General features: G+C 66.6%; 22 protein-coding genes. 14 read left to right on the top strand and 8 right to left on the bottom strand.

From position 1 onward, the window contains the following. Positions 1-50: 50 nt before the first annotated feature. Positions 51-689, bottom strand: coding sequence for a J domain-containing protein (locus tag SCD90_RS11975; protein ID WP_319844917.1), 639 nt, complete (start codon positions 687-689; stop codon positions 51-53). 123 nt (positions 690-812) lie between these two features. Here SCD90_RS11975 and SCD90_RS11970 point away from each other — a divergent pair, with 123 nt between their 5' ends. Beyond that, positions 813-1082, top strand: a complete 270-nt coding sequence (locus SCD90_RS11970; protein ID WP_319844916.1) for a BolA family protein — start codon at positions 813-815, stop codon at positions 1080-1082. On the opposite strand, the gene SCD90_RS11965 is transcribed toward SCD90_RS11970, so the two are convergent. Then, a complete protein-coding gene (locus SCD90_RS11965) occupies positions 1079-1279 on the bottom strand; it encodes a KTSC domain-containing protein (RefSeq protein ID WP_319844915.1) in 201 nt (66 codons plus the stop codon). The genes SCD90_RS11970 and SCD90_RS11965 overlap by 4 nt on opposite strands. A 96-nt stretch (positions 1280-1375) precedes the next feature. On the opposite strand from SCD90_RS11965, the gene SCD90_RS11960 reads away from it, so the two are divergent. Further along, the gene (locus tag SCD90_RS11960; RefSeq protein WP_319844914.1) at positions 1376-1669 is read left to right on the top strand and encodes a hypothetical protein; all 294 of its coding nucleotides are present in this window, start codon (positions 1376-1378) and stop codon (positions 1667-1669) included. A gap of 3 nt (positions 1670-1672) precedes the next feature. On the opposite strand, the gene SCD90_RS11955 is transcribed toward SCD90_RS11960, so the two are convergent. Continuing rightward, positions 1673-1936, bottom strand: coding sequence for a hypothetical protein (locus SCD90_RS11955; protein ID WP_319844913.1), 264 nt, complete (start codon positions 1934-1936; stop codon positions 1673-1675). 38 nt (positions 1937-1974) lie between these two features. Continuing rightward, positions 1975-2892 carry a YihY/virulence factor BrkB family protein gene (locus SCD90_RS11950; RefSeq protein ID WP_319844912.1) on the bottom strand — a complete coding sequence of 306 codons (918 nt, stop codon included), beginning with the start codon at positions 2890-2892 and terminating at the stop codon, positions 1975-1977. 118 nt (positions 2893-3010) lie between these two features. Here SCD90_RS11950 and SCD90_RS11945 point away from each other — a divergent pair, with 118 nt between their 5' ends. From SCD90_RS11945 to SCD90_RS11930, 4 genes are all read left to right on the top strand, one after another. Next, positions 3011-3517, top strand: coding sequence for a TspO/MBR family protein (locus tag SCD90_RS11945; protein WP_319844911.1), 507 nt, complete (start codon positions 3011-3013; stop codon positions 3515-3517). 21 nt (positions 3518-3538) lie between these two features. Beyond that, entirely contained in the window at positions 3539-3736 is a 198-nt protein-coding gene (locus SCD90_RS11940) for a twin transmembrane helix small protein (RefSeq protein ID WP_319844910.1), read from the top strand. A 75-nt stretch (positions 3737-3811) separates the two neighbouring features. Beyond that, complete coding sequence (locus SCD90_RS11935) at positions 3812-4540, top strand: rhomboid family intramembrane serine protease (protein WP_319844909.1); 729 nt, start codon at positions 3812-3814, stop codon at positions 4538-4540. A gap of 95 nt (positions 4541-4635) precedes the next feature. Next, the gene (locus SCD90_RS11930; RefSeq protein ID WP_319844908.1) at positions 4636-5517 is read left to right on the top strand and encodes a 3-hydroxybutyryl-CoA dehydrogenase; all 882 of its coding nucleotides are present in this window, start codon (positions 4636-4638) and stop codon (positions 5515-5517) included. A gap of 3 nt (positions 5518-5520) precedes the next feature. Here SCD90_RS11930 and tlpA read toward each other — a convergent pair whose 3' ends face one another. Then, complete coding sequence (tlpA, locus tag SCD90_RS11925) at positions 5521-6186, bottom strand: thiol:disulfide interchange protein TlpA (RefSeq protein WP_319844907.1); 666 nt, start codon at positions 6184-6186, stop codon at positions 5521-5523. Positions 6187-6213: 27 nt separating this feature from the next. Here tlpA and argH point away from each other — a divergent pair, with 27 nt between their 5' ends. From argH to SCD90_RS11905, 4 genes are all read left to right on the top strand, one after another. Next, complete coding sequence (gene argH, locus SCD90_RS11920; RefSeq protein ID WP_319844906.1) at positions 6214-7602, top strand: argininosuccinate lyase; 1389 nt, start codon at positions 6214-6216, stop codon at positions 7600-7602. Between the two features lie 103 nt (positions 7603-7705). After that, entirely contained in the window at positions 7706-8032 is a 327-nt protein-coding gene (locus SCD90_RS11915; protein WP_319844905.1) for a hypothetical protein, read from the top strand. A 20-nt stretch (positions 8033-8052) separates the two neighbouring features. Continuing rightward, on the top strand, positions 8053-9321 hold the full coding sequence (gene lysA, locus SCD90_RS11910) for a diaminopimelate decarboxylase (RefSeq protein WP_319844904.1): 1269 nt from the start codon (positions 8053-8055) through the stop codon (positions 9319-9321). 78 nt (positions 9322-9399) lie between these two features. Then, a complete protein-coding gene (locus SCD90_RS11905) occupies positions 9400-11961 on the top strand; it encodes a TIGR02302 family protein (RefSeq protein WP_319844903.1) in 2562 nt (853 codons plus the stop codon). A gap of 7 nt (positions 11962-11968) precedes the next feature. Here the strand turns inward: SCD90_RS11905 and SCD90_RS11900 are convergent, their stop codons facing one another. Further along, positions 11969-12349: a response regulator gene (locus SCD90_RS11900; RefSeq protein WP_319844902.1), complete on the bottom strand. Its 381-nt coding sequence runs from the start codon at positions 12347-12349 to the stop codon at positions 11969-11971. Positions 12350-12352: 3 nt separating this feature from the next. Continuing rightward, a complete protein-coding gene (gene hpt / locus SCD90_RS11895) occupies positions 12353-12916 on the bottom strand; it encodes a hypoxanthine phosphoribosyltransferase (protein WP_319844901.1) in 564 nt (187 codons plus the stop codon). Positions 12917-13252: 336 nt separating this feature from the next. On the opposite strand from hpt, the gene ftsE reads away from it, so the two are divergent. The 4 genes from ftsE (at position 13253) to SCD90_RS11875 (ending at position 16267) form a co-directional block, all read left to right on the top strand. Further along, complete coding sequence (gene ftsE, locus SCD90_RS11890) at positions 13253-13912, top strand: cell division ATP-binding protein FtsE (protein ID WP_319844900.1); 660 nt, start codon at positions 13253-13255, stop codon at positions 13910-13912. Positions 13913-13992: 80 nt separating this feature from the next. Continuing rightward, positions 13993-14859 (top strand): cell division protein FtsX, encoded by an 867-nt coding sequence (locus SCD90_RS11885; RefSeq protein WP_319844899.1) that lies wholly within the window; start codon positions 13993-13995, stop codon positions 14857-14859. Next, positions 14859-15512 (top strand): YdcF family protein, encoded by a 654-nt coding sequence (locus tag SCD90_RS11880; RefSeq protein ID WP_319844898.1) that lies wholly within the window; start codon positions 14859-14861, stop codon positions 15510-15512. The genes SCD90_RS11885 and SCD90_RS11880 overlap by 1 nt, the downstream gene beginning before the upstream one ends. Beyond that, the gene (locus SCD90_RS11875; protein WP_319844897.1) at positions 15509-16267 is read left to right on the top strand and encodes a lysophospholipid acyltransferase family protein; all 759 of its coding nucleotides are present in this window, start codon (positions 15509-15511) and stop codon (positions 16265-16267) included. The genes SCD90_RS11880 and SCD90_RS11875 overlap by 4 nt, the downstream gene beginning before the upstream one ends. Here the strand turns inward: SCD90_RS11875 and SCD90_RS11870 are convergent. Next, entirely contained in the window at positions 16264-16803 is a 540-nt protein-coding gene (locus SCD90_RS11870; protein WP_319844896.1) for a gamma-glutamylcyclotransferase, read from the bottom strand. The genes SCD90_RS11875 and SCD90_RS11870 overlap by 4 nt on opposite strands. Positions 16804-16856 lie beyond the last annotated feature (53 nt).

The following is a 16856-nucleotide window of genomic DNA, read 5'->3' as shown; positions in this document are numbered from 1 at the left end:
TTCGCGGCCATCACGTCCCGGCAGAGTAGGGATCCGCATCGTGAGCGGACTTAGCAGAAGCCCGCCTGTTTCAGGTAATTATAGGCTTGGATCACGGCGCGCAATTTATCCTCGGTGCCACGGTCGCCGCCATTTGCATCCGGGTGCAGCCGCTTCACGAGCGTCTTGAACCGCGCCTTGATCTCGTCTGCGCCCGCCGCCTCTTCAAGGCCCATTTCCTCGAACGCCGCGCGCTCGACCTTGCGGAGGACGCGCTCGGGCCGCTTCGGCTCGGGCCGAGCCGGCTCTCCCGCGCCGCCGAACAGGTTGAACGGGTCCGCGAAGTCCCAGTCCCCGTAGCGCGGATGCGCACCGGAGGGACGGGCGCCCTTCTTGGCTCCCGCCTTGTTCACACCCATGGTCCAGGTCGGTCGATGGCCGGTCAGGCTGTCCTTCTGCCAGGCGGCGACCGCATCCTCCGGCATGTCCCGGAAATAATTGAACGACTGGTTGTACTCGCGGACATGGTCCACGCAGAAATTCCAGTACTGGCCCTCGAGATCGCGGCCCTTGGGCGCCTTGAAGCCGGCCTTCTTCTCGCAGCCGGTCGCTTCGCAGCAACCGGGCTTCACTTCCGTCTTCTTCTCAGCCTTCTCCGCGCGCTTCGGGGCGGCGCGGATGCGGTCGAACCAGGGGGAGTCGAGTTTCATAGGTCCGATTATGGTTGGAGGGCACGTTCACGACAAGCGAACGCGGCCCATGGTCTCAGATCGAAAGGTGGGGCTTGACGGCCCCCGCCCCTATATCGCCTCTCCCGAACGAAGGAGATCAGCATGACCCAGCAGGACATGCGCGGCCGCATCCAGGCCAAGCTTGAGGCGGCCTTCGCGCCGGTCGCCCTCGAAGTCATCGACGAGAGCCATCAGCACGCCGGCCATGGCGGCGCCCGACCGGGTGGCGAGACGCACTACCGGGTGCGCATCGCATCTTCGGCCTTCGCCGGGAAAAGCCGTGTCGAGATACACCGCTCGATCAACACGGCTTTGGCGGCCGAATTGCAGGAGCGGGTGCACGCCCTCGCCATCGAGGCACGGGCCGCCTAGCGGCGCTGACGAAACTTGTAGCGGTCGCGAATGCGGTTGTTGAAGAAACGTCCCTTGGACAGCGCCTGCCGGAACGCCTCGTGGGTCTCCGGCTCGACATCCATGTAGGTGTAGGTGCGACCCGTGCCAAGAAAGGTGACGTCGAGTTCCCGGTCGGCGGGTAGATAGCGGAAATTGGCGATGGCCGTGGATGGCATGCCGTGATCCTCCTCACGGCACCAACGCGCCATAAGCAAGATCCGTTTCGGTACGGTCTTGGCGATGCCATACTCGGTCACGATATTACGGCGGCAATGATGAACGACAGACACCCCTTCGGCGCGTTCCGCGTCCGCACCCGCAAGCTGCCCGCCTGGCAGATCGCATTGATCGGCGCCGTGGCGGCGGCTCTCGTCATCACGCTGGCGGTGGTCGCGACTGGCGTGTTCCTCGTGGCCTTCCCGGCCATCCTGATCCTGGATCAGGTCTATCGCTGGCGTGCGCGCAAGGCGAAGGCCTCGGCTGTTCAGCCAAGGCCCGGCCAGCCCGTGGTCATCGACGCGGAATACGAGGTTCTGCCGCCGGAGCGTCCGCGACAGAACCTCTGATCGCTACCTGTTCTGAGTCGGCGGCGAATCGAGGCGCGACGGCTCGGCATTGTTCGGCGCCGCATCGGTGGTGGGGCCGACGGACTGCTCGGCGGCAGGGTTCGGCGGCGGATCGTCCACGGACGTGCTGACGAAGTAGAGCAGCGCCAGGATCGCGAGCGCCAGTCCGCCGCCCAGCACATACAGCACAGGCCGGCCACGGCTTCCCTGGCGGGCCTGGGTCGGGTTCTTGACGGCGGCATCCCGCTCCGGCGGTTGATAGGTCACGACGATCTCTCCCTCTTTGGGGAAAGAACGCGGCGAGGTTAGCCCGGTTCCGACACCAGCCGTGCGGCATTTGCGTGCTCGGCCTTGGCCTGCTGCTCGGCAGCTCTCGCCGCTTTTTGCTCGCGGGCCTTGCTTCGCGCTAGCAGCACCGCATTGAGCTCGCCGCCAAGGATGAAGCAGACCGAGTTGAGGTAGAGAAAGAAGATCACGGCCATGATGCTGCCGAGGCCGGCATAGGTGGATGCGTAGTTGGCGAAGCCCGACAGCCAGAAGCCGAACATCGAGGCGCTGAGCAGCCACAGCACCATGGTCAGCAGCGTGCCCGGCAATGTGCAGATGATGGAGATCCGCTGCGGCGGCAGCCAGAGATGGGCAAGGATGAGCCCTCCCACCAGGAACAGTCCCGTTCCGCCATAGCGCACCCAATCCAAGGTGCCGGTGATGAGCCTCAGCGGTGGCGTCAGGTGACTGGCGAACTCCCAGATCGGGTTCCAGAGCACCACCGTAACGGACAGCAGCAGCATGCCGGCGGCGCCGAGGAGCATGAAGCCGATGCTCTGGAGGCGCGTCCAGTACCACGACCGCATGTCCGGCAGGCCGTAAGCGCGCACAAGCGCGACGCGCATGGCCTCCACTGCCGACGAGGAGGTCCACACCAGAAGCAGCACACCGATGGTGAGGATGTCGACCCGTCGGCCGGTCAGCACCCGGGTTACCTCCGCGGAAAGCGGGTCGGCCAGCATCGAAGGCCAGCCCTCGAAGACAAGGCCGACGACTTCATTGGCCGCTTCCGGTGTTCCCACGAGCGAGCAAAGCGCCGTGACCACGATGAGAAATGGAAACAGGGCCAACAGGGCCGAAAGGGCCACATGGCTGGCAATTGCCCAGGCATCATGCGCGTTGAAGCGCAGGTACACCGCGTAGGAAACCTTCCAGATTTGCTTCAGCAAGCCCACGCGGCAGGGTCCCTTGCGGGAAATCCCGCCTAAGGCCCTAGTTTAGGCACCGGACCCTCCCTGCAAACCCCCAAGACCGGTTTTGCCGGCATTTACCGCGTATGGAGCCGCTTCAAACATGGACACGTCCCGAAGCTTCAACATCGCCCGCCTTCGCTCGCCGCTGGCCCTGCTGCTCAGCGTCCTGATCTGCGCTGCCGCCCTGCGGCTCGGCTCCCTCTTCACCACGCCGCATATCGGGCCATGGTATTCCGGACTCGCAAAGCCGTTCTTCACGCCGCCCAACTGGGCCTTCCCCGTTGTCTGGCCGGTCCTGTTCCTGCTGATGGCCGTGGCGCTGTGGCGAATCCTGACCCGGTCCGCCGTGCCGTTGACCCGTAATTACGCCCTGCTGCCGTTCGCGGTCCAGCTGGCGCTGAACGTGTTGTGGTCATACGCCTTCTTCGCCAGCCGCAGCCCCGCCGCGGGCATGATCGTCATCGTCGCTCTTCTCGCAGCGATCATCTGGACGATTGCGGCCTTCCGTCGCTACGACAGCCTCGCCGCATGGCTGCTCGCGCCTTATCTTCTGTGGGTGGCCTATGCATGTGCGCTGAACGCGGGCATCTGGCGGCTCAACCCCTGACCGGCCGCCCGGAGCCCCGTCATGTTCGAATATGTCCTCATCCCCCTTTCCGTCCTCGCCGTTGCAGCCGTCCTCGGGCTGGGGCTGTGGAACATGATGCGCGGCGGGAGCTCGCAGCGCTCGCAAAGCCTGATGCGCTGGCGCGTCATCTTGCAGTTCGGCGCCATCGCCATTGCCATGGCTGCGATCTGGGCGTCCGGCCGCGGTCCCGGAGGCTGACCCTTCGGGAAGGCCTTTCGGGGCGAATCGTGTACAGGCGGGGAACAAGGGCCGACCGCAGAAGGGCGCCGCCAATTGGTCTTCATCCCGCTCAGTGATGACAATCCGCGCCTGATCGTCCGCTACCCCTATGTGACGTGGGGCATCATCGGCCTCAACGCCGTGGTGTGGGTCGTCCTGCAATCGGGGCTGCTGATCCCCGCTTCGCCCGGCCTTGCGATGTCATGGGGCGTGGTGCCGTCGCTCGTATCAGGGCAGGCGGTGCTGCCTGTCGAACTGCAGATCGTGCCTCCATGGCTGACCTTCATCACATCGCTTTTCCTTCATGGCGACGTGGTGCACGTGGCGGCCAACCTGTTTTTCGTCTGGGTCTTCGCCGACAACATCGAGGACTCGATGGGCCATGTCCGGTTCGTCGTCTTCTATCTTCTGTGCGGCCTCGCAGGCGGGCTTTGCTACCAGCTCTCGGTGCCCGGCTCGAACGCGCCACTGATCGGCGCATCCAGTGCGGTCTCGGGCATCATCGCCGCTTATCTGCTGCTCCATCCCCGGGTGAAGATCTGGGTGCTCCTCTTCGCGCGAATTCCGCTGCGCCTGACGGCATCCTGGGTGATCTTGAGCTGGCTTGCGGTTCAGCTCGGGAGCCTCTGGTTCAGCGGCGACGATGCGACCGCATGGATGGCGCATCTTGGCGGCTTTGCCGCCGGCGCGCTTCTCACCGTGCCTATGAAGCGATCCGAGGTTCCGCTGTTCGGCCGTCCGCCGAAGACGATTGCCGGCACGAGAAGGATTGAGGAATTCTAGTTACGTTTAAGGTCTAGGATCGCGTCAAGGTACAGTTCTCCCGCCAAACAATGCACAGCGCTGCAACGTTTCGGCCGTTCCCGGATTGACGTTGGATGGTGTTCTCAATTCACAAGGTGGGAGTGGTGGGCGCGGGCCAGATGGGCTGCGGCATCGCTCATGTCTGCGCGCTTTCGGGGTACGACGTGGTGCTGAACGATGTCGACGGCGAGAAGCTGGGCGAAAGCCTCGAGACGATCCGGGGCAATCTCGGCCGTCAGGTCACCCGCGGTCTGGTCACGGACGAGCAGCGCAACGAAGCGCTGAACCGCATCGCACTTGCTCCCTCGCTCGCCGATTTCGCCGATGTCGACCTCGCCATCGAGACAGCCGTCGAAGACGAGGCGGAGAAGCGGGCCATCTTCTCCGCGCTTTGCAAGGTGCTGCGTCCCGACGCGATAATCGCCTCGAACTCCTCCTCGATCTCCATCACGCGGCTGGCATCCTCGACGGACCGGCCGGAGCAGTTCATCGGCATCCACTTCATGAACCCGGTGCCGCTGATGCAGCTCGTGGAGCTGGTGCGCGGCATCGCGACCGGGGAGAAGACCTTCGAAGCCGCGCGCGGTTTCGTCGCACGCATCGGTAAGACGGCGACGGTCGCCGAGGATTTCCCCGCGTTCATCGTCAACCGCATCCTGCTGCCGATGATCAACGAGGCAATCTACACGCTGTATGAGGGCGTCGGGACGGTCGATTCCATCGACACGGCCATGAAGCTCGGCGCCAACCACCCGATGGGGCCGCTCCAGCTTGCGGACTTCATCGGCCTCGACACCTGCCTGCACATCATGCAGGTGCTGCATGATGGCTTGGCCGACTCGAAATACCGCCCCTGCCCGCTGCTCGTGAAATATGTCGAGGCCGGCTGGCTGGGCCGCAAGACGGACCGCGGCTTCTACGATTATCGCGGCGAGAAGCCGGTCCCCACCCGATAGAGGTCAGCCGTTCGGCGGCTCGCCAAGAGCCGCCCGGATCAGGGCCTGTCCATCCTCATGGTCCCACTCCGCGGGGCCGGGCAGATAGCCGATCTCGCAGCCTGCGCCGTCCACGATCAATGTGGTGGGAAGGCCGACGGCACGCCCCGCCTGCTTCAGCTTCTGGAACACGCCGCCTTCAGGGTCGGCGTAGAACCCTAGATTGCTGATCTTCAGCTCGCTGAGGAAGTCTTTGGATTTCTGCGTGCTGCCGGAATCGATCGACACCGTCACAACCTCGAAGCGCTCACCGCCCAGCGCCGCCTGCAGCCGGTCGAGCGCCGGCATCTCGTGCCGGCAGGGCGCGCACCACGTCGCCCAGATGTTCAGGAGCACCGTCTTGCCGGCAAAATCCGCGAGTCGTTTCTGCTGCCCGTTCGCATCCTGAAAGGCGAGGTCCGGCACCGGACGGGGAGCATCCGGAACGACGACGCCCGCCACTTCGCCGCGCGCCAATGGCTTCATGCGGGCCAGCGCTTCCGTGTTGCCCGCGCAAGTCACCGCTGCAGTCTGATTGCCCTGCCCGCTGCTTTTCACATATACCGCGCCCACGCCGATGGCGGCGCCGAGAAGCGCCACGAGCGCGAGACTGCGCAGCGGAAATTTGGGCCGTGTGGTTCCGTCCGTCATTCAGGATGCCATCGCGAGGGGCCGGGGATGAGCAACAAGATGTGGGGCGGGCGCTTCTCCGCCGGGCCGGATGCCGCCCTTGAGGCGATCAATGCCTCGATCGATTTCGACCGCCGGTTTTATGCGCAGGATATCCGGGGCTCGCAAGCCCATGTCGCCATGCTGGCCCGGCAGGGCATCGTCACGGACGAGGACGCGGCAGCCATCTCGCAGGGGCTGACGGAGATCCTCGCGGAGATCGAGGACGGCACGTTCACATTCCAGCGTGCGCTTGAGGATATCCACCTCAACATCGAATCGCGGCTGGCCGACAAGATCGGCGCGCCTGCCGGACGGCTCCACACCGCACGTTCGCGCAACGACCAGGTGGCCACCGATTTCCGGCTCTGGACCCGCGACACGGTAGACGAGATCGACGCCGCTCTGCTCGGGCTCCAGCAGGCGCTGGCGGAGAAGGCGCTGGCCCATGCCGGGACAGTGATGCCGGGCTTCACGCACCTTCAGAGTGCGCAGCCCGTGACCTTTGGCCATCACATGCTTGCCTATGTCGAGATGGTGGGACGCGACCGTGGGCGCTTCGCCGATGCCCGCGCGCGGCTGAACGAGAGCCCGCTCGGCGCGGCCGCGCTGGCCGGCACCGGCTTCCCCATCGACCGGCACATGACGGCGGGGGCCCTCGGCTTCACGCGCCCCATGGCGAACTCGCTCGACGCCGTGTCCTCGCGCGACTTCGCGCTGGAGGTTCTGTCCGCCGCCGCCATAGCGGCCACGCATCTCTCCCGCCTTGCGGAAGAGATCGTGCTGTGGACCACCGCGCAGTTCACCTTCGTGCGGCTGTCGGACCGGTTCACCACCGGCTCCTCCATCATGCCGCAGAAGAAGAACCCGGATGCGGCCGAACTGGTGCGCGGCAAGACGGGGCGGGTCATCGGCGCGCTTGTGGGCCTGCTCACCGTCATCAAGGGTCTTCCGCTGGCCTATTCCAAGGACATGCAGGAGGACAAGGAAGGCACGTTCGACGCGCTCGACACGCTTGGCCTCTGCCTAACGGCCATGACCGGCATGATCGCCGACCTCGAACCTGACGCCGCCGCCATGAAGCGGGCCGCGGGCTCCGGCTATTCCACGGCAACCGACCTGGCCGACTGGCTGGTGCGGGAACTGAGGCTGCCCTTCCGCGAAGCCCACCACGTCACCGGACGCATCGTGGCGCGTGCGGTCGAAACCGGCACTTCGCTCGAGGAACTGCCGCTCGCCGATCTTCAGGCCGTCGAGCCGCGCATCACCGCCGCCGTCTTCGATGTCCTTTCGGTGGAGAAAAGCATCGCAAGCCGCACCTCATTCGGCGGCACGGCGCCTGCGAATGTGGAACGCGAGGCACGCGCCTGGCTCGACCGTCTCGGTGCGAAGCGTTGAGGCTGTTGACGCAGCACGCTTGCGCTTGCGACGCACTTCCGGGAGAGTGCGCCGCCATGAACGCCGCGCACCCTCACCTCGTCACCCATCCGGAGCACCGGGCATGAGCCGTCGCGCATTGGTGGCAGGAGTCGTCGCCGCAATCGTCCTCGTGGTCGTCGCGGGATGCGGCCGTAACGGCCCTCTCGAGGCGCCCGGCTATGGAGGCCGTGCGGAAGCACCGCCCGCACCCACGCAGCTGGTGCCGAGCGCCCAGAGCACGGCCCAGCCGACGGCCTCACCCTCCAGCTTCCTGGCTCCTCCGACCTCGACCGCAGCAGGCGATGCGGAATGGTCCTACAACAGGACCAGGGATCCGCTCCCGGTTGAGAAGCAGCCTGTCGCGGCGAAGCCGAAGCGCGCCTTCATCCTCGATCCCCTGCTGAATTAGGCCCGAGGGGCTTCCCAGCCTTGCACCATTTCACCTATCGCGACGGCGTGCTGCACGCCGAGGACGTGCCGCTCACCACCCTCGCGGATGACGTGGCAACGCCGGTCTACGTCTACTCGACCGCCACGCTGGAGCGGCATTACCGCGTTTTCACCGAAGCTTTCGCGGAGGTGCCGAGCCTCGTCTGCTATGCGATGAAGGCCAATTCCAACCAGTCGGTGCTGAAGACGCTTGCGCGCCTCGGTGCCGGCATGGACGTGGTGTCGGCCGGGGAACTCGCCCGCGCGCTGGCGGCCGGTGTCCCCGGCCATCGCATCACTTTTTCCGGTGTCGGCAAGACGGACGTCGAGATGGCAGCGGCGCTGGACGCCGGCATCCTCTGCTTCAACGTGGAATCCGAGCCCGAACTCCGTCGCCTCTCGGAGGTCGCGGCCTCGCGCGGACAGATCGCACACATCGCGCTGCGCGTGAATCCGGATGTCGATGCCGGCACCCATGCCAAGATCTCGACGGGCAAGGCCGAGAACAAGTTCGGAGTGCCCTTCGCCAGCGCGCGCGCTCTTTATGCCGAGGCCGCGCGCCTCCCCGGCATCGAGGTGTCGGGTGTCGACATGCATATCGGCAGTCAGATCACGGACATGGCGCCGTTCGATGCCGCCTTTGCTCTGCTGGCCGATCTCGTGCGTGAGCTCCGAGCGGACGGACATAACATCGACCACGTGGACGCGGGTGGCGGCTTGGGCATCCCCTACCGTCACGCCGAACAAGCCCCGCCTTTGCCGGCTGAGTACGCCCGCATCGTGCTGAAGCATCTGGCGCCGCTCGGCGTCACGGTGGTGCTGGAGCCCGGACGGCTGATCGCAGGGAATTCCGGCGTGCTGCTGACGCGCGTTCTCTACGTGAAGCCCGGGGAGGCCAAGAACTTCATCATCGTGGACGCGGCGATGAACGACCTCATCCGCCCCACGCTCTATGAGGCGCACCACGACATCTGGCCTGTGCGGGAGCCAGCGCCGGGAACCGCGCAGATCGTGGCGGACGTTGTGGGCCCGGTCTGCGAGACCGGCGACTACCTCGCGCTGTCCCGCACCCTGCCCCTTCCGAAGCCGGGAGACCTGCTCGCCGTCATGACGGCCGGCGCTTATGGGGCGACGCAGAGCGGCACCTACAACAGCCGTCCGCTGGTGCCGGAAGTGCTTGTGCGCGGCAAGGACCACGCGGTGGTGAGGCCGCGTCTCGACATCCACGCCCTGATCGCGCTCGACCGCTCGGCACCCTGGCTGTCCTGAGCCCTCTCACATAGCCGAGATCGGCGTGGCAAGCCGGCCCGCGCCTGCTAAGGTGCGGCGCATGACAGGTACGGACGCGTGACGGAGGCACCCCTCCCACCCCGCTCGTCAGGTCCGGGGCCGGATCTCGACAGATTGCTGCGGCGCGCCCGGCTGGCCTTGTTGTGGGAAGCCGCATGGCCTCCCGTGGCGCTCGCCGGCGCCCTGGTGCTGCTGTTCCTGGCAATCTCATGGCTGGGGCTCTGGGAAGCCGCGCCACGCGCGGTCCGGATCATCGGCGTCCTTGCCTTCGCCGGCGCTTTGGGTGCCGCGCTGTACCCTCTCTTGAGACTGCGAGTCCCCACGCAGGCGCAACTCCTCGCCCGCATCGACCGCGCGAGCGGGCAAGCCCACCGTCCCGCGACCACGCTTGCCGAGCCCCTTTCGAACGAGGCGCAGGACCCCGTAACCCGCGCCCTTTGGGATGCGCACCGTACCCGCACAGCCCGCACCGCTTACGGCCTGAACCATGGCGGCGTGCACCCTCGGGTGGCGCAGCGCGATCCATGGGCCTTGCGCTTCCTCGCCGTGCTTGTCGCGGTCGTCGGCTTTGCGGCCGCCGGGGGTGATCACCTCTCCGGCGTGCGTGCGGCCTTCGACTGGTCAGGCACTTCATTAGCGGCAGCACCGCCGCGCCTCGACGCGTGGGTGACCCCACCCGGCTATACCGGCCGCCCGCCGGTATTCCTTACGGCCGGCAAGCCGGTCGAAGACGGCGCGGCCGCGATCGTCGAAGGCGAGGAAAGCTTCCGCGTGCCGGCCGGTAGCATCCTCGTCATCCGCACCAGCGGCGGCGAGGCTCGCGTTGAAGCAGGAGCCGGGGCGCGTCCCGTCGAGAACGACGCGGCAGCCACGCCGAGAGGCACGACGCCTCCGGCTGCCGGCGTGCGGCAGAGCCAGTATGCGCTGGACCGGGATGCCACCGTCACCGCGCATGCCGACGGATCGGCACCTTATGCCTGGCGGTTCGCGGTGGTTCCCGACGCCGCCCCCACCATCGCCTTCACGGCGCCGCCCGGCTTCAACGATCGCGGCGCACTGCTGCTCGGCTACCGCGCGGGCGACGATTACGGGCTGACCGGCGCCACGGCGCAGGTGGAGCGCGTCGCCGCCGATCCGCGTGAAGACACCGTTCCCGCCCGCCCGCTGTATGGACCTCCGGACATCCGCCTCGCTTTGCCCGCGACGCGGGGCGGCTCGGGCGAGGCATCCACGATCTATGACGGGCTGGAGCATCCATGGGCCGGCGCCCGGGTCGCCATGACTCTGGTGGCGCGCGACGAAGCGGGTCAGGAGGGTCGGAGCGAAACACTGGAGGCGGTGCTGCCTGCGCGTGCCTTCTCCCACCCCGTTGCGAAGGCGCTGATCGAGCAGCGCCGCATTCTTGCGCTCGACGCCCGTGCCCGCGAACGTGTAGCCGGCGCCATCGATGCGCTTTCGCTGTACCCGGATAAGTTCTCCACCGTGTCGGGCGTCTATCTTGGGCTTCGGGCGGGCTATTGGCGCGTCACGAAAGCCCGCAATGATGACGAACTCCGGAGCGCAGCCGATTACCTGTGGGAGATGGCCGTCGCACTTGAAGAGGGCGATCTTCAGGGCCTCGACCGCGAACTGAAGGACGCCGAACAGGCCCTGCGCGACGCTCTGGAGCGCAACGCTCCGGACGAGGAAATCAAGCGCCTCATGGATGAGCTGCGGGCCGCACTCGGCCGCTTCATGGAAGAGTTCGCCCGTCGCATGGAGCAGCAGCCGCAGCGCCAGACCGCAATGCCGCCGAACGCCCGCGTGCTGACGCCCGAAGACCTCAAGCGCATGATGGACCAGCTGGAAAATCGGGCGCTCAGCGGCGACAAGCAGTCTGCCAAGGACATGCTCGCCCAGTTGCGGGACATGCTGGAGAACCTGCAGCGCGGGCAGACCGCACAAGGGCAGAGCGGCGAAGGGGAACAAGACCCGCAGTCCCAGGCACTGGACGAGCTTGGCCGCATGATCCGCGAGCAGAGCGAACTCCGCGATCGCACGTTCCAGCAGCGTCAGGACGGTAATGGCCAGCAGGAAGGCCAGAAACGGCCCGGGCAGCAGGGAAAGAACGGACAGCAGCCCGGCGCGGGAGAGCTCAGCCAGCAGCAGGGAGCGCTTCGCCAGCGGCTCCAGGAGCTGATGCGCCAGATGGAAGGCCAAGGGCTGGAGGGCGAAGGATCGCTCGGTGAGGCCGGAGAAGCCATGGGCCGGGCGCAGGGACAGCTCGGCCAGGGCAATGCCGAAGGCGCGGTCGGGCAGCAGGGGCAAGCGCTGGATGCGCTCAGGCAAGGTGCGCGCAGCATGGCGGAGCGCATGCAGCAGGGAGAAGGACAGGGCCAAGGGCAGGCGCAGGGCCAGCAGCCGGGGCGCCGCGGACAGGCCGCACAGGGAGAGGACACCGACCCTCTCGGCCGCCCGACGCGCAACCGGCGCTACGATCCGGGCTCCAGCGTGCGCGTACCCGGCGAGATCGAGGCCCAGCGCGCGAGGCGCGTGCTGGAGGAACTCCGTCGCCGTGTGGGCGAGCCGTCACGCCCGCAGGAAGAACTGGACTATTTGGACCGCCTGTTGAGGGACTGATTTCTCGTCAGGCGGCCTGCCGACGCGACTGCAGGGCTCCCACCACCGCGCCACGGATATCCGCCAGCGAGAACGGCTTGCTGAGCACGTCATGAATGACGCGGTCGAGATCGTCCGCACGCTCGCGCTGGTGAGCGTAGCCGGTCATCAGAAGAATGGTCAGCGCCGGGCACTGGCTGGCGGCCGATTTCGCAAGGTCGATGCCGTCCATCAGGGGCATGCGGATGTCCGACAGCAATAGGTCGAAGCCTTCCGGATCGGCGCTCAGCGTGTCGAACGCTTCGGCCCCATCGCAGGCGATCTCCACGCGGTGACCGTCGAGCATGAGCGCACGGCTGACAAAGCCGCGAATGGATTCCTCGTCATCTACGACAAGAATGCGGGCCATCTCTCACACTCTCCCCGGATCGTCGGAGGGTTTTGAACTGGAATGTTCCATCACCCCCACAAAGGGCAATTGCCGGTACGAATGGGCGACGTCCATGCCGTAGCCGACCACGAACAGGTCCGGGCACTGGAAGCCCACATAGTCCGCCTGGATGTGCACCGCCCGCTTCTCGGGCTTGTCCAGCAGCACGCAGGTCGTGACGGTGCGGGCGCCGCGTGCCGCAAGGAGATCCTTCGCGAAGGCTAGCGTCCGACCGGACTCAAGGATGTCATCGATCAGCATCACGTCGCGGCCGCGCACATCGCTGTCGATGTCGCGCACGACGTCCACCTGCCCCGACGACACCATGGCTTCACGGTAGCTGGACAACTGGATGAACTCGATCTCCGGCTCCATGCCTGCGTAGTGCAGCGCGCGGATCAGGTCGGCCGCGAACACGAAGCTGCCGCGAAGCACGGCGATCACCAGCAGCTTCTCATGGTCCCGCGCCGCGATCTCCTGAGCGAGCCCGCGAATGCGCTCCGCAAGGGTTTCGGCGTCGTAAAGCACGCGCACTTGCGTCGTCATGGCCGCACCTTGAAGGCGGTAATCTCCGGAAGGGGGATTCGGTTCTGTGCCATGGACTTCATGGTAGCGCTCCAGGCCTCTCCAAAAGCCCTCTTTCCGCGGGTCTCCACAGGTTTCAGGTCGCCCTCGAGCGCTGACCCGTAGGTCAGGCGTGTAGGACGCCCCAAGATGCGGAGCTTGCGGTTGGCCGGTGTCATCAGCATGCTGAGCGTGTAAGCCCTTTCGGGCCCGCGTTCGGGATCATGGATCGCATCGCCTGTATCCCTGCGCATTCACGGTTAATAAGCGGTTAACCCGGACCCCTCATGGTAAACTCTTCGCATCCGGGTGGAGCCATTGGTACGTTTTGAGAATGTCGGCTTGCGATATGGTCCGGGACAGGAGGTCCTGCGGGACCTGTCCTTCCGCATCGCGCCGCACTCCTTCCAGTTCCTCACCGGCCCTTCCGGCGCGGGCAAGACCTCGCTGCTCAGGCTGCTGTTCCTGTCGCTGAAGCCGACGCGGGGGCTGATCAGCGTGTTCGGACGCGACACGACGGCCATCGCTCGCCGCGATTTGCCGGACATTCGCCGGCGCATCGGCATCGTCTTCCAGGACTTTCGCCTGCTCGACCATCTCACGACATTCGAGAACGTGGCGCTGCCGCTCAGGGTGCTCGGACGGGAGGAGACCGTCTATCGTGCCGAAGTCGTCGAGTTGCTGCGTTGGGTGGGGTTGGGCGACCGCATCAATGCGTACCCGCCCGTGCTGTCGGGCGGCGAGAAGCAGCGCGCAGCCATCGCCCGCGCTGTCATCGCCCGGCCGGAATTCCTGCTCGCCGACGAGCCCACCGGCAATGTCGATCCACATCTGGCGCGGCGGCTGCTCCGTCTTTTCGTGGAATTGCACAAATCAGGCACCTCCGTGCTAATCGCCACCCACGATATTGCCCTGATGGACCTGTATGACGCTCGCCGCTTCCTGCTTGAGGACGGCCGGCTCACCATTCACGATTGATGCCCCTAAGCATTCCACGATCCGGCCGCGGCGCCGACCCTCTGGCCTCTCCGGGCGACGGCAGGCGAGCGCCTTCGCTGGTGCCGAGCGGATCCCTGGCCGGCACCGCGCTGGTCGTCATCATTGCCATCATGACCTTCCTGGCCTCCCTGACGGTGGGCAGCGTGGACATCGTGCGCACCGCAGCCGCCAGTTGGCAGAGCGGCGTACAGCGGGAGGTGACCATCCAGATCCGGCCACGGGACGGGCGCGACATGGACGCAGCCGCCGCGCAGGCGGCAGCGCTGGCGCGCGAGGTGACGGGCGTGGCATCCGCCGAGCCTTATTCGCAAGCCGACATGGCGGCACTGCTGGAGCCCTGGCTGGGCGCGGGCGTCAGCCTGGATCAACTGCCCGCGCCAAGGCTGGTCGTCGTGCGTCTGCAGGAAGGCGCACGGCCCGATTTCGACGCGCTTGCCGCCGCCCTGACCGATCAGGTGCCCGGCGCAAGCCTGGACGACCACCGGGGCTGGCTGGAGCGTCTGCGGCTGACGGGCAGCGCCCTCACCGGCTTCGGACTGGCGATCCTCGGGCTCGTGCTGTGCGCGACCATCCTGTCCGTGCTGTTCGCGACGCGCGGCGCGGTGGCCGGCAACCGCGACGTGGTGGAGGTGTTGCACCTCGTGGGCGCCCGGGATCGCTTCGTCGCGGGCGCTTTCTCCCGCCGTTTCCTGCGCCTCGGCCTGCGGGGAAGCGTGATCGGCGGCGCGCTTGCCGTTGCTCTGTTCGTCGTGGGCGGCGCCATCGGGCGCGAAGCCAGCGATCCCGCCGCTGACATCCTGTTCGGCCGGATGGAGCTGAGCCTCTGGGGCTATTCGCAGATCGGCGGCACGGCGCTTCTCATCGCATTGCTGACCGCCGTGACGTCGCGCATGGCGGTGATGGCCCATCTACGGCGGCTGGACTGATGGCCGAGACCGCAACGGCCCGCCGCCGCCGTCCTTCGCTGTTGGCTCGTCTCGTGCGCCTTCTGCTCGGCCTGGCTTTGCTCGGCGGGCTCGTTCTGATCGGTGGCTTCGTACTCTTCATCCAGAACATCCCGCAGCCCGCTGCCGGCAGCCGCCCCATGGCCGATGCCATCGTGGTCCTGACGGGAGGCCCCGAGCGCATCGGCGAAGCGGTCGACCTGCTGGCAGACGGCCAGGCCCGCCGCCTGCTGATCTCGGGCGTCAATCCCGACACGACCAAGGCGGAGATCGCGCGCCTGCATCCCCGCGCCACCCGCTGGCTGGACTGCTGCATGGACCTTGGGCGCAGGGCGCTCAACACGGCGGGCAATGCCGCCGAAACCCGGCAATGGGTGCGCCAGAACGGCTTCCAGACGGTTATCGTGGTGACGTCAGGCTGGCATATGCGGCGCTCCCTTCTGGAGCTCCAGCGTGCACTGCCGGAGGTCATCATCCTTCCGCATGTCGCAGGCAACGGGACCACCGAGCAGAACTGGTGGCAGGACAGCCGTGCGGCCCGCCTGCTCGTCGCGGAGTATGTGAAATACCTCGCCGCGCTGGTGGAGGTTCGCGTGGCCCCCAGGCTGACCGGACGGCCGGAGGGCGACACATGACGGCGTTTAGATCCTTCCTCTTCAGCGCCGTCTTCTACCTGCTGATCATGGTCATGGCGGTGCTGGCTCTGCCCTTCCTCGCCACGCCGGGCGGCTCACGCGCCGTGGCCCGGGTATGGTCGCGCCTCAGCCTCTGGGCGCTGCGGGTCATCACGGGGCTGAAGGTGGAAGTGCGCGGGCTGGAGAACCTTCCAGAAGCGGGGGGCCTCATCGCGGCCAAGCATCAGTCCGCGCTCGAGACCTTTGCCTTGGTGCCGTATGTCGGCGACTTCGCGTTCATCCTGAAGCGCGAACTTCTCCGTCTCCCCTTCTTTGGCTGGTACGCCACACGCGCCGGGATGATCGGCGTCGACCGATCCGCCGGAGCGTCGGCGCTGCGGAAGATGGTGTCCGATTCCCGTGACGCGGTCGCCGAAGGGCGCAGGGTCATCATCTTCCCCGAAGGCACTCGCCAGGCGCCCGGAGACGCACCGGACTACAAGCCGGGGATCGCCCAGCTCTATGCGAAGCTCAACACGTCCTGCATCCCGGTTGCCGTGAACACCGGGCTGTTCTGGCCGCGCGGATCATCCCTTCGCCATCCTGGCACGGCGGTCATAGAGTTCCTGGAGCCGATACCGCCGGGGCTGGACAGCCGAACCTTTCGCGCCGTGCTGCAGGAAAGCATAGAGACGGCGACCGCGCGGCTGCTGGCCGAGGCGGCACCCCACGGCGTTCCCTACACACCGGCAAGCGAGAGCCCGCCCGCTGCCTAGGCGGCGGCGAGGGCTTCCAGACGCGAGGCCATCCACTCGAGCTCGGTGTCCTTGACGCCGAGCTGGCGCAGATGGTGCACGGTGTTCAACACATAGTCCCGGTTCGGGCCGCCCGCGCCCTGCCCTTGCGAGATCAGGGCCAGCCGCTCTTCTGGTCCAAGGGCGCCGGCATATTGTCGATGCGTGCGGTCCGCCACATAGGCCAGTGCGCGCGTTCCCGTGCCGTCGCAGAACCTGATCGGCCGCGTGACCTCGCGGTAGACGTGGTTCCGGAGCTCGCGCTCGTGCAGATAGGCCAAGGTCTCGCCCGCGCGGTCAGCGGCGACCCTGAACGCCACGCCGCGGCAGGAACCGCCGGTGTCCAGGCCCAGCACCAGCCCCGGCTTTTCCGGCGTTCCCCGCCAATGATGCGAATAGATGCACATCGAGCGGTGGCATCCGATCAGCCGCGCGGGGCGAAGCTCGTCGAACGCAAAGCCCGGCTGCCACATCAGGGAGCCGTAACCGAATATCCAGAGATCCGAAGAGGGGTCCATCACCAGCGGCTGGCGGGTGGTGCACGTCTCCCGCTGATTCGGATTGGACCAAG

The organism is Terrihabitans rhizophilus (genome assembly GCF_033898525.1).
In the GTDB taxonomy this organism is placed as follows: Bacteria; Pseudomonadota; Alphaproteobacteria; order Rhizobiales; family Methylopilaceae; genus Flaviflagellibacter; species Flaviflagellibacter rhizophilus.
This window is presented reverse-complemented; position numbering and strand designations above follow the sequence as displayed.

Excerpts from the sequence above, each read along its gene's own strand:
- SCD90_RS11975 (WP_319844917.1), bottom strand. The coding sequence starts at position 689 with ATGAAACTCGACTCCCCCTGGTTCGACCGCATCCGCGCCGCCCCGAAG.
- SCD90_RS11970 (WP_319844916.1), top strand. The coding sequence starts at position 813 with ATGACCCAGCAGGACATGCGCGGCCGCATCCAGGCCAAGCTTGAGGCG.
- SCD90_RS11965 (WP_319844915.1), bottom strand. The coding sequence starts at position 1,279 with ATGCCATCCACGGCCATCGCCAATTTCCGCTATCTACCCGCCGACCGG.
- SCD90_RS11960 (WP_319844914.1), top strand. The coding sequence starts at position 1,376 with ATGATGAACGACAGACACCCCTTCGGCGCGTTCCGCGTCCGCACCCGC.
- SCD90_RS11945 (WP_319844911.1), top strand. The coding sequence starts at position 3,011 with ATGGACACGTCCCGAAGCTTCAACATCGCCCGCCTTCGCTCGCCGCTG.
- SCD90_RS11940 (WP_319844910.1), top strand. The coding sequence starts at position 3,539 with ATGTTCGAATATGTCCTCATCCCCCTTTCCGTCCTCGCCGTTGCAGCC.
- SCD90_RS11930 (WP_319844908.1), top strand. The coding sequence starts at position 4,636 with ATGGTGTTCTCAATTCACAAGGTGGGAGTGGTGGGCGCGGGCCAGATG.
- tlpA (WP_319844907.1), bottom strand. The coding sequence starts at position 6,186 with ATGACGGACGGAACCACACGGCCCAAATTTCCGCTGCGCAGTCTCGCG.
- argH (WP_319844906.1), top strand. The coding sequence starts at position 6,214 with ATGAGCAACAAGATGTGGGGCGGGCGCTTCTCCGCCGGGCCGGATGCC.
- SCD90_RS11915 (WP_319844905.1), top strand. The coding sequence starts at position 7,706 with ATGAGCCGTCGCGCATTGGTGGCAGGAGTCGTCGCCGCAATCGTCCTC.
- SCD90_RS11900 (WP_319844902.1), bottom strand. The coding sequence starts at position 12,349 with ATGGCCCGCATTCTTGTCGTAGATGACGAGGAATCCATTCGCGGCTTT.
- hpt (WP_319844901.1), bottom strand. The coding sequence starts at position 12,916 with ATGACGACGCAAGTGCGCGTGCTTTACGACGCCGAAACCCTTGCGGAG.
- SCD90_RS11880 (WP_319844898.1), top strand. The coding sequence starts at position 14,859 with ATGGCCGAGACCGCAACGGCCCGCCGCCGCCGTCCTTCGCTGTTGGCT.
- SCD90_RS11875 (WP_319844897.1), top strand. The coding sequence starts at position 15,509 with ATGACGGCGTTTAGATCCTTCCTCTTCAGCGCCGTCTTCTACCTGCTG.
- SCD90_RS11870 (WP_319844896.1), bottom strand. The coding sequence starts at position 16,803 with ATGGACCCCTCTTCGGATCTCTGGATATTCGGTTACGGCTCCCTGATG.